The organism is Catenibacterium sp. (assembly GCF_052354645.1).
In the GTDB taxonomy this organism is placed as follows: domain Bacteria; phylum Bacillota_I; class Bacilli_A; order Erysipelotrichales; family Coprobacillaceae; genus Catenibacterium; species Catenibacterium mitsuoka_A.
The window spans coordinates 1-9,004 of record NZ_DAWDDM010000064.1; the positions used below are offsets into that span (position 1 = coordinate 1).

The 9,004-nt window shown below is 34.6% G+C and carries 12 protein-coding genes; 6 read left to right on the forward strand and 6 right to left on the reverse strand.

What is annotated here, in order from left to right; translation table 11 throughout:
- From ACT8VG_RS04340 to ACT8VG_RS04350, 3 genes are all read left to right on the forward strand, one after another.
- A partial coding sequence (locus ACT8VG_RS04340; RefSeq protein ID WP_444195278.1) for a lipoprotein intramolecular transacylase Lit occupies nt 1-200 on the forward strand: 200 nt, incomplete at its 5' end.
- 60 nt (nt 201-260) lie between these two features.
- Nucleotides 261-893 carry a cyclodeaminase/cyclohydrolase family protein gene (locus ACT8VG_RS04345; RefSeq protein ID WP_288706190.1) on the forward strand — a complete coding sequence of 211 codons (633 nt, stop codon included), beginning with the start codon at nt 261-263 and terminating at the stop codon, nt 891-893.
- Entirely contained in the window at nt 887-1,720 is an 834-nt protein-coding gene (locus tag ACT8VG_RS04350) for a bifunctional 5,10-methylenetetrahydrofolate dehydrogenase/5,10-methenyltetrahydrofolate cyclohydrolase (protein ID WP_215656963.1), read from the forward strand. Before ACT8VG_RS04345 ends, ACT8VG_RS04350 begins: the two co-directional genes overlap by 7 nt.
- A 23-nt stretch (nt 1,721-1,743) precedes the next feature.
- Here ACT8VG_RS04350 and ACT8VG_RS04355 read toward each other — a convergent pair whose 3' ends face one another.
- The 4 genes from ACT8VG_RS04355 to ACT8VG_RS04370 all read right to left on the reverse strand — a co-directional run bounded on the left by ACT8VG_RS04355 (nt 1,744) and on the right by ACT8VG_RS04370 (nt 3,692).
- Nucleotides 1,744-1,932: a hypothetical protein gene (locus ACT8VG_RS04355; RefSeq protein WP_217106662.1), complete on the reverse strand. Its 189-nt coding sequence runs from the start codon at nt 1,930-1,932 to the stop codon at nt 1,744-1,746.
- 81 nt (nt 1,933-2,013) lie between these two features.
- On the reverse strand, nt 2,014-2,598 hold the full coding sequence (gene rbr / locus ACT8VG_RS04360; RefSeq protein ID WP_444195279.1) for a rubrerythrin: 585 nt from the start codon (nt 2,596-2,598) through the stop codon (nt 2,014-2,016).
- Entirely contained in the window at nt 2,591-3,010 is a 420-nt protein-coding gene (locus ACT8VG_RS04365) for a Fur family transcriptional regulator (protein WP_217106661.1), read from the reverse strand. The genes rbr and ACT8VG_RS04365 overlap by 8 nt, the downstream gene beginning before the upstream one ends.
- Before the next feature lie 76 nt (nt 3,011-3,086).
- Entirely contained in the window at nt 3,087-3,692 is a 606-nt protein-coding gene (locus tag ACT8VG_RS04370) for a PTS sugar transporter subunit IIB (protein ID WP_217106660.1), read from the reverse strand.
- Nucleotides 3,693-3,807: 115 nt separating this feature from the next.
- Here ACT8VG_RS04370 and ACT8VG_RS04375 point away from each other — a divergent pair, with 115 nt between their 5' ends.
- The gene (locus tag ACT8VG_RS04375; RefSeq protein ID WP_226793534.1) at nt 3,808-4,599 is read left to right on the forward strand and encodes a metallophosphoesterase; all 792 of its coding nucleotides are present in this window, start codon (nt 3,808-3,810) and stop codon (nt 4,597-4,599) included.
- 21 nt (nt 4,600-4,620) lie between these two features.
- Here the strand turns inward: ACT8VG_RS04375 and ACT8VG_RS04380 are convergent, their stop codons facing one another.
- Both ACT8VG_RS04380 and ACT8VG_RS04385 read right to left on the reverse strand, forming a co-directional pair.
- A complete protein-coding gene (locus ACT8VG_RS04380) occupies nt 4,621-5,376 on the reverse strand; it encodes a DeoR/GlpR family DNA-binding transcription regulator (protein WP_187012081.1) in 756 nt (251 codons plus the stop codon).
- A gap of 27 nt (nt 5,377-5,403) precedes the next feature.
- A complete protein-coding gene (locus ACT8VG_RS04385) occupies nt 5,404-6,297 on the reverse strand; it encodes a glycyl-radical enzyme activating protein (RefSeq protein ID WP_187012082.1) in 894 nt (297 codons plus the stop codon).
- A gap of 184 nt (nt 6,298-6,481) precedes the next feature.
- Here ACT8VG_RS04385 and ACT8VG_RS04390 point away from each other — a divergent pair, with 184 nt between their 5' ends.
- Together ACT8VG_RS04390 and ACT8VG_RS04395 are read left to right on the forward strand one after the other, a co-directional pair.
- Nucleotides 6,482-8,896 (forward strand): glycyl radical protein, encoded by a 2,415-nt coding sequence (locus ACT8VG_RS04390; protein ID WP_329735903.1) that lies wholly within the window; start codon nt 6,482-6,484, stop codon nt 8,894-8,896.
- Nucleotides 8,897-8,909: 13 nt separating this feature from the next.
- Nucleotides 8,910-9,004: transaldolase family protein (locus ACT8VG_RS04395; protein ID WP_444195280.1), on the forward strand; the 95-nt coding region annotated here is incomplete at its 3' end.

Consider the following 9,004-nt stretch of genomic DNA (forward strand, 5'->3'; position numbering starts at 1 on the left):
CATTTACTATGATGCATCATATTCTTTTCAACAATTACTACTGGGTGATCAATCCTGATATTGATCCTATTATCAATATCTTTCCCGAAAGTTATTTTGTGACATTGGGGATTGCGCTATTTAGTTTGATTGGAATAGGTGTTCTTATTAATTTAGGTATATATTTCAAACATATTAATTGCATTAATACAAATAAATGAGTATAATTTATGAAAAATAGACACGAGGTTCTCGTGTCTTTTCATATGAAGGAGTTATAAATGAAAGAAATGATTAAAGACTTCTTAGATGAGTTATCTTCATCTTCACCTACTCCTGGTGGTGGAGGTGCTTCAGGACTAGTAGGCGCTATTGGATGTGCTTTAGGACTCATGGTAGGTAACTTAACTGTAGGTAAGAAGAAATATAAAGATGTAGAAGATGACATAAGAGAAATCATAGAGAAGTTAGAAGACTTAAAAAAGAAGCTTGTAACTTCTGTAGATGATGATGCAGAAAACTTTAAGCCTCTTGCAGAGGCTTATAGACTTCCTAAGAATACTGAGGAAGAAAAGAAACATAAAGAGTTTGTGATGGAATCATGTTTATTGGATGCATCTCTTGTACCATTACAGATCATGGATTTAAGTTATCAGTCTTTGAAGTTATTTTCTACTTTAAATGAGAAAGGTTCAGTGATGGCAATCAGTGATGTAGGTGTTGGTGTACAATGTCTACGTAGTGCGTTGACTGGCTCTATTATGAATGTCTATATTAATACGAAGTCTATGAAGAATAGAGAAATGGCTGAGAAGATGAATAAACGTGCTGAGAAGCTATTAGTTGAAGGGCAACTGCTTGCAGATGAAATAACTAATAGTGTTATTAAAAAATTAGGAGGAACATCATGTTAGAGTTAAGAGGAAAAAAAGTTTCTGATGGAATTAAAGAATATGTATCAAAAGAGTTAGAAACATTGTCTTTTGTACCTAAGCTTGCGATTGTGAGAGTGGGTGAAAATCCCGATGATATGAGTTATGAACGTGGAGCAACTAAGAAATTAAAGTCATTTGGTTTAGATGTGGCTTCTTATGTTTTCCCACAGGATATTAGCGATGAAGATTTCAAGAAAGCTTTTAAAGATATTAATGAAGATGATGAAGTGACAGGGATCTTATTATTAAGGCCACTTCCTCGTACTATTAATGAAAAAGATATTGAAAATATGATTGATCCTAAAAAGGATTTAGATGGTATTTCTCCTATTAATATTGCGAAGGTGTTTGCAGGAGATACAACTGGATTTTCTCCATGTACTGCAGAAGCAGTTATTGAAGTATTAAAGGCATATGATATTGAGTTAACAGGTAAAAGAGTGACAGTAGTAGGAAGAAGTATGGTTGTAGGTAAACCTGTGTCCATGCTGCTTCTTAAAGAGAATGCGACAGTCACTATGACTCATACAAGAACTGTTGATTTAAAGAAGACATGTTCTGATGCAGAGATCGTGATTGCAGCTGCAGGACGTGCAAAGATGTTAAATAGTGATTATTGTGGACAGGATGCCGTGATGATTGATGTAGGAATCAATGTGGATGAGAATGGTAAACTATGTGGTGATGTAGACTATGCGACTCTTGATGGCAAAGCCTCTGCCGCTACCCCTGTTCCTGGTGGTGTTGGTACTGTCACAACTGCCGTACTTGCAAAACATTTAATCCAGGCAGCTAAAATGCGTTAAAGACCTCTTTCGAGGTCTTTTTATTATGGTCTTCTCCATTTCCTATAACTCCAATACCCTTTCACAATTGAAAGCGCAAATAACACAGCCGCCACAACTATCAATATCTCTGATGCTTTTGTATGAATATAGATGATCATTGTGACTAGCAAAAATACTGATAATACGATCGCATAGATGAAATCTAACAGATAGAGTATCTTTCCTTTCATATCGTATCCCCTCCTTGCTATTATCATAGCACTCTAAGCAAGAAAAAAAGACAGCTTTCGCTGTCTTTGCACACAATTATATTAATCAAAGAATTTGTATTCTTCAAAGTAAGCCTGTGAATGGTTACAAGCTGGACATACTGTAGGAGCTTCTAAAGATTCTACTACAAATCCACAGTTATTACATTTCCATAGTACTTTATGATCTTTCTTGAATACTGTGCCGTCTTCAATCTGTTTAGCAAGTTTTAAATATCTTTCTTCATGCATCTTTTCAGCCATCGCAATTGCTCTTAAGATAGCTGCGATTTCAGGTAATCCTTCTTCTTCAGCTTTCTTAGCAAATTCTGGATACATATGTGTCCATTCTTCGTTTTCACCAGCAGCTGCAGCTTTTAAGTTTTCTACAGTTGTACCCATTAATACTGGGAATTCACCTGCAACAGGTAATGTTTCACCCTGAGCAGCAGTGTTCATAAGTTTCATCAAACGTTTCGCATGTTCTTTTTCCTGGTTAGCTGTTTCTTCAAAGATTTTAGACACTTCTACATAACCTTCTTTTTTCGCAATACTAGACCAGAAAGTATAACGATTTCTTGCCTGTGATTCACCTGCAAATGCAGCCATTAAATTCTTTAATGTTTCAGTACCTTTTAAATTAGACATCTTCTTTATCCTCCTTCATATTCTTACAATCATTACAGATTCCTTGAAATAACATATCAACATGTGTGAGGTGTACTTGATCTAGTTCTTCTATATCATGAACAAGTTCATCAAATGCACCATATGGAATATGTATATCCACAATCTTTCCACATTTTGAACATACCATATGATGATGTGGTGTCACATTACCATCGTAATGTACAGTTACACCATCTATATTTAATTTTCTGATATACCCGTTTTCGACTAAAACATTCAGATTACGATAAACAGTACCTAGTGATATATCCGGAATGATTCTTCTTACATGAGAATAAATAACTTCTGCTGTAGGATGCGTACGATCATTCACGAGCATATCATATATCGTATCTCGCTGCTTAGATCTTCTAAGTCTTGTCTCCGCCATATGTTTTCTTCTCCTAATCAGTAATGATTACTACTATTAGTATACTATTTACTACTAAGAATGCAAGCCAGATGCATTATTTTGACAAAATTGTATGTATAAGTGTATAGAAGTCATTAGTTGCATAAACAAGAGGATCAATTACATACACAGGAACAGAGACAATGGACTCTATATCCCCTTTTAAATGCATGACTGAAGGAGATAAATAAAGTGCATCATAGTCTCCTTCTACTTCTTCTAATGAAGAAAGGCTTACTGATTCTACTTCTAGATTAGATTTTTCTATTGTCAGACTTTCTTTCATTAAACCAATTAAATAACTAGAAGAAAAACCATCCTGGTCTACAATTCCTACTTTCACATGTTTAGGATCTGCATCCCTTAAAAAGACAACCATAAAATCTCTATAATAAGATAAGAACTGGGATAAGCTCTTTAAAGTATAATGGAGATAGAAATAAATTTCTTTTCCTTCTTCATCTGTGATTTGTTCTTCTATTATGCCATTATGCCAGACAGTTAAAAAAGCAACACGATTCTTTAAATAAAAACGTACAGTATGATAGTGTTTAGTGTCTTCAATAATATCACATCTGATATTTTTCATATTCTTTCTTGTATAGTAGTAAGACCATTTAAAAACAATCATTAAATAGGTCTTTTGATAAAATTCATCCATATCCCTCACCTATATTAATCATATCATAATTCAACTATTTTTTTTGATGATTATGTTCTGTTTTGCATTCCTTTTTGTGTATGATAAAATGTATTTGAGAGGCAGGTGAGTATTAGTGAAGAGAATTTTTGTCATGTCTGATTTACATGGGCAATTTGTGTTATTGCAGCTGATGCTCAATAAGATTCAATTCACTGATGAAGATGAGTTATATATCCTAGGTGATATTATGGATCGTGGTCCTAATTCAATTGATATATATTATTTTGTGAAAGCAATGCCTAATGTTCATATGATCAAGGGTAATCATGAAATCATGATGAGACAATCTTTAGCAGCCAGCTTAAAATATAATGATTTAGATTCTGATTTGAATAATGCATATCGTTTATGGAAACAGAATGGTGCCACAGGTACTGTAAATAGTATAAGAGAGTTCTTACAGAAGGATTCTATTCCTTATGAGGAATATTTTGATATAAAGAAAGAGTTTGTACAGGAAATTATTGATTTCATTGATAGTCTACCTAACTATATAGAACTTGATTATCAGGGTAAGCATTATGTAATGGTGCATGCAGGAGTGGATCCTGAGGTAACCAATATAGAAGATAGTGATCCTGAATTACTTGCCTGGATTAGAGAATATTTCTATATGAATCCATGTAATCCTGAATATACTTATATATTTGGTCATACGCCTTTATGTTATGTGAATGATGATCATTCTTTTAATATCTGGTATGATCCTGATTATCATAATAAGATTGGTATTGATGGAGGACTCGCTGTGGCAGATAGAGGACAATTAAATTGTTTATGCTTAACAGACGGGACATCTTATAAGATACCTTATAAGGATGGTCAGCCAGGAGAATTACAACGCATTATAAAAGATTTAAAGTAAAACGGAAGGGCCCCCTTCCGTTTATTTGTTTTCTATAGTGAGTAATGTTTTATTTTCTGACAACAAATGTGTTTTAATATCTTCGGGAATATGATCATCAGTAATGATTGTATCAATACGTTCTTTTAACTGAAGAGGTACTACACCATGTGAATTGAACTTTTCACTTTCAGTTAAGACAATAATATGTTCTGCCTGTTCAGCCATATCTCTGACAGCCTGCGCACGTAAATGATCACTATTTGTGAAACCTACACGAGGATTATAACCATCTGCACCAATAAACAACTGATCAACACAGAAGTTTTGAGCACATTGTGCCACGATAGGTCCTACCATAACCTGTGAATCTTTCTGGTAAGCACCACCTAAAAGAATCACATTGGTATTCTTTTTATCGCGAATATATCCTGCAATAAAAGCACTGTTAGTCACAATAGTGACATCTAGTTTCTCTGATGCAATTGTATCTGCAAGAATCGCACAGCAGCTCCCACTTTCAATCATAATGGTATCTCCATCATGAATAAGTTCTGCAGCCTTTTGTGCAATTCTTTTCTTTATTTCATAATGATAAGCTAAACGTCCATTGATATCATCCTTGTTCGCAAGGATGGCATAGCCATGTCCTCTTTTAATAATCCCTTTTTCTTCAAGTGCATCTAAGTCTTTACGGATAGTGACATTGGATACCCCAAGTATTTGAGATAATTCATTGACTTCTATTTTCTTTTCTTTTGTAAGTAGTTCTAATATTTTATTATAGCGGTCTTTCATAGATACCTCCGCACTCATTATATTAATCTAGAAGAAACAATTCAACCCACACTTAATAAACTCATTTTGATAATCTACTAAATCTTCAGGATGTAATGCTTCTACTTCATGAAGCTTATAGTCTTTACCAAGTAGTTTATATTTATTTTCACCAAACTGATGGAATGGAAGAAGCTGTACATCTTTCGCGCCTGCTTCTTTAATACATGTTGCGAGTTCTTTCGCATCTTCTAATGTTTCATTAAAGCCAGGAATAACAGGTATTCTAGGTAATACATTCAGTCCCTGTTCAATAGCCCATTTGAAGTTCTTTTGAATGACTTCATTTGTGACATGTGTTCCCTTCTTATGTTTCATTGGATCAGCCTGTTTCACATCAAATAATAAGAGATCAAATAAAGGAGCTGCTTTCTTAAACTTCTCATGATCTACAATACCTGTTGTTTCAATCGCAAGATGAATTCCTTTTTCTTTTAATGCATGGACAAGAGCCATCATGAAATCATATTGCACCATGGCTTCTCCACCAGATAAAGTCACACCACCATTAGATTCTTCATAGAAATCAATGTCCTGCATACAAATATCAACAACTTCTTCTACAGTCTTGATTTCACCTTCCTGTGTTAAGGCTTTCCCAGGACAGGCTTTGACACATTCCATACAATGATCACATGTTTTATGATCAATACGAATCAAGCCATCTTCCATCTTTATAGCCCCTTTAGGACAGGTATGTACACATGTTTCACAATGAAGACACTTTTCATTATTGTATAAAACCTGAGGATTCACTGCCTGACTCTCAGGATTAGCACACCATTCACATCTTAATGGGCATCCTTTAAAAAAGACTGTTGTACGAATACCAGGTCCATCATGAATACTAAATTTCTGTATATTAAATATAATTCCTTCCATATCATATCCCTCTTTTCGCTTCTATCCTATCATTTCTACTTATGTTTCGCAACACAAAAGTTTCATATGAAAGTTTATGATATTATTTTCATAATTTGTAGTTGACTGATAACGTTTTTATGCGTATGATGTGCTTGTAATGAAAGACATAAAACTTACGTATGAAACTTTAGGAGGAACAAAAATGGAAAATACTCAGCATTTTGGTCAGTTAACTGAAAGAATGAAAGCTTTCAGAGAAGAAGTATTAGATGAAAAGCCTTATGTAGATGGAGAACGTGCTGTTCTTGCGACAGAGGCTTATAAGGAAAACTTAAATCAGCCACGTGTCATGGTTCGTGCAAGAATGTTGAAGAAGATTCTTGAAAACATGTCTATCTATATTGAAGATAAAACACTTATTGTAGGTAACCAGTCTACAAAAAATTGTAATGCACCAGTATTCCCTGAATATACAATGAAGTTCATCATGGATGAATTAGATCTTTTTGAAAAGAGAGATGGTGATGTATTCTATATCACTGAAGAAACAAAACAACAATTAAGAGATATTGCTCCTTTCTGGGAAAATAATAACCTACGTGCAAGAGGTGAAGCTTTACTACCTGAAGAAGTGAGTGTATTTATGGAAACAGGTGTATTTGGCATGGAAGGTAAGTTGAATGCAGGGGATGCACATCTTGCAGTCAACTATGAACGTATTCTTGCACAAGGATTAAAGGGTTATGAAGCTTATACAAGAGAAATGAAAGAAAAGCTTGATTTGGCTCAGCCAGATAGTGTTGATAAGTATATGTTCTATAATTCAGTTTTAACTGTTATTGAAGCAGTACATACATTCACACTTCGTTATAGTTCTCTCGCAAAGGAAATGGCAGAAAAAGAAACAAATCCTGCAAGAAAAGAAGAATTATTAGAAATAAGCAGAATCTGTGCAAAGGTGCCTTATGAACCTGCTCATTCATTCCGTGAAGCAATACAGTCTGTATGGTTTATTCAGTTGATTCTTCAGATTGAATCAAATGGTCATTCATTAAGCTATGGACGTTTTGACCAGTATATGTATCCTTACTATATTAAAGATATCAACGAAAAGAAGATCACTGAAGAAGAAGCATTAGAACTTCTTACTTGTTTATGGATCAAGACACTCACAGTCAATAAGGTACGTTCACAGGCTCATACATTAAGTTCAGCTGGTTCTCCAATGTATCAGAATGTCACTATTGGTGGTCAGACTACCGATAAGAAGGATGCAGTAAATGAATTAAGTTTTGCGGTATTAAAATCAGTGGCTCAGACAAGACTCACTCAGCCTAACTTAACTGTACGTTATCATGCAAACTTGAATAAACATTTCTTTGATGAATGTATTGAAGTAATGAAACTAGGATTTGGTATGCCAGCATTAAATAATGATGAAATCATTATTCCTTCATTTATTAACTGGGGTGTTAAGGAAGAAGATGCTTATAATTATAGTGCTATCGGATGTGTAGAAACAGCTGTTCCTGGTAAATGGGGATATCGTTGTACAGGTATGTCTTATGTCAACTTCCCAAGAGTATTATTATGCACAATGAATAATGGTGTTGACTTAACTACAAACAAACGTTTCACTAAGGGCCATGGTTACTTTACTGAAATGGAAACTTATGAAGATTTACTTGCAGCATGGGACAAAACAGTAAGAGAAATGACACGTTATAGTGTTATTGTAGAAAACTTTATTGATAAGGCATCTGAAAGAGATGTCCCAGATATTCTATGTTCTGCATTGACTGATGACTGTATTGGTAGAGGTAAGACTATCAAAGAAGGTGGTGCAGTGTATGACTTCATTTCAGGTCTTCAGGTCGGTATTGCGAATATGGCAAACAGCTTAGCTGCTATCAAGAAGCTTGTTTATGATGAAAAGAAGATCACAAGAGAACAGTTATGGAATGCGATCTTAGATGATTTCCAGTCACCTGAAAATAAGAAGATTCAGGAAATGTTGAATGATGAAGCACCTAAGTATGGTAATGATGATGATTATGCAGATAACTTAATTGTAGAAGCATATGATTCTTATATTGATGAAATCAAAAAGTATCCAAATACTCGTTATAATAGAGGCCCTATTGGTGGTATCCGTTATGCAGGTACTTCTTCAATTAGTGCCAATGTTGGTCAGGGTATGGGTACAATGGCTACTCCTGATGGAAGAAATGCACATGAACCACTCGCTGAAGGATGTTCTCCAGCACATAACACAGATAAGAATGGTCCTACTGCAGTATTCAAGAGTATATCTAAACTTCGTACTGAAAAGATCACAGGAGGCGTACTTCTTAACCAGAAGATGACACCTCAGATGCTTTCTACAGAGGAAAACAAACAGAAACTAGAATTATTGATTCGTACATTCTTTAATCGTCTCCATGGTTACCATGTACAGTACAACATTGTTTCTAAAGAAACACTTATTGATGCACAGAAGCATCCAGAAAATCATAAAGACTTAATTGTACGTGTTGCAGGATATAGTGCATTCTTCAATGTATTATCTAAAGCAACTCAGGATGATATTATCGGTAGAACTGAACAGAGTTTATAGGAGGAGAAAAACAATGGAATTTATTATTGATACAGTAGATTTAGAAGAAATTAGAGATGCAGTGGATCACTTACCAATCGTAGGTGTCACTAGTAACCCAAGTATTGT